The 1,493-nt window shown below is 77.6% G+C and carries 1 protein-coding gene; it reads right to left on the bottom strand.

The genetic code is table 11. The annotated features are described in order from the left end of the window. Window positions 1-45: 45 nt before the first annotated feature. Window positions 46-1,493 (bottom strand): SWIM zinc finger family protein (locus AQJ91_RS39475; protein ID WP_234383320.1); only part of this gene is annotated, 1,448 nt, incomplete at its 5' end.

Below are 1,493 nucleotides of genomic sequence, written 5' to 3' on the forward strand. Positions count from 1 at the left end.
GGGTGTCCCCGGCAGGCGACCGGACTACTCAGTCCCTAGGAACGGTCAGAGGTCGTCCGAGGTGCCCAGGCCCGTCAGGGCGCCGACCGGGTCCAGGTCGGGGGTGCCGCGGGGCCACCAGTCGTCATGGCCCGGCTCCGACTCGTACGCGTACCAGAGCCCGTCGCGGCCCAGGCGGAGCTGGACATGGCCGCGCGGGTGGGTGAGGTGGTTGCGCCAGGGGCGGAACGCCGGGAGGTCCGCGGCGAGGAGGAGCGGGCGGGCACGGTCGAAGCGGCCGGCCGGCGGGTCCCAGGGGGCTTCGAGGACGGCGAGGCCCTCGATCCCGCCCTGGCGCCAGGCGGCGACCGCGCGCGCCAGGTCCCCCGGGGTGCGGCCGGTGGCCGAGGCCAGCGAGGCGTAGAGGGCGCGGGTGCCGGCGGTCAGCCCGGAACCGGGGCGGGCCGCCGCGAGCCGTACGGCGTCCTGCCACAGGGCCAGCTCGCCGACCGGATCGCGGCCGGTGGTGAGCAGGGCGTGGGCGCGGGCGGCGGCGTCGGTCGCCAGCTGGTCGAGGGCGAACGGGTCCGGGCCGCCCGGGGCCGCCGGGTAGACAGGGGGCTGCTCGGGGTGCGGGGGCGCGGGCAACGGCGGCGGAAGGGGCGGGAGTTCGCGCGGCGCGAGAGCGTCGGTGGCCCGTACGCCGGGGAGGGGCGCCGGTTCCCTGTCCTGGGCGGCGCGGGCCGCACGGGCGGCGTTGCGGCGCGAGAGGGCGTCCAGCAGCTCGCGTTCGCCACGGCCTCGCAGCAGGAGCAGCACGAAGGGGTCGGCGTCGAGGAGGCGTGCGGTCTGGTAGCAGAGGGCGGCGGCGTGCTTGCAGGGGTGCCCGGAGTCGGGGCAGCTGCAACGGGGGTCCAGGTCGCGCGGGCCCGGCAGCAGCGGCACCCCGCAGTCGGCGAGGGACTGGGGCAGCTCCTTGTCGAGCAGCGCGGCGATGTGCCCCGGCCGCTCGACGGCGGCGTCCAGGAACCGCTCCCAGTCGGCGTCCTCGAACGTCCGCAGCCGCACCTGCACGCGGTACGGCCGGGGCCGACTGCCCTGCACGTACGCGAGAACGAGCCCCGGCGTGACGGTGATGGCGTCGACGTGCCCCTGCGCGGCGTAACCGCGTCCGCGGGCCAGCCGCTTGGGATCCAGCGCGCCCTCCTCCAAAGCGGCCACCCAGGCGTTCCCCCACCAGGTCTCGGCAAAGCCGGAGCCGTCCGACGGCCGGGCCGGGAAGGCTGGAAAGGTACGCCGGAGTTCGCCGTCGCGGCCGGGGGCGGCCATGGAGCGGGGGACGCGGGGCGTGGCGGGCGGGGGTGCGGGGGCCGTGTCGTGAGTGGGGGGTGGTGGGGTGCTGGTGGGGGGTGGGGAGGGGGTGCGGTGGGGTGATGGTGTGGGGGCCCAGGCGGGGTTGGAGGGCGTTGGGGGAGGTGTGGGGTCGGGAGACGGTGCGGAGGGGGAAGCCTGTG

It is taken from the genome of Streptomyces dysideae (assembly GCF_001514305.1).
Classification (GTDB): Bacteria; Actinomycetota; Actinomycetes; order Streptomycetales; family Streptomycetaceae; genus Streptomyces; species Streptomyces dysideae.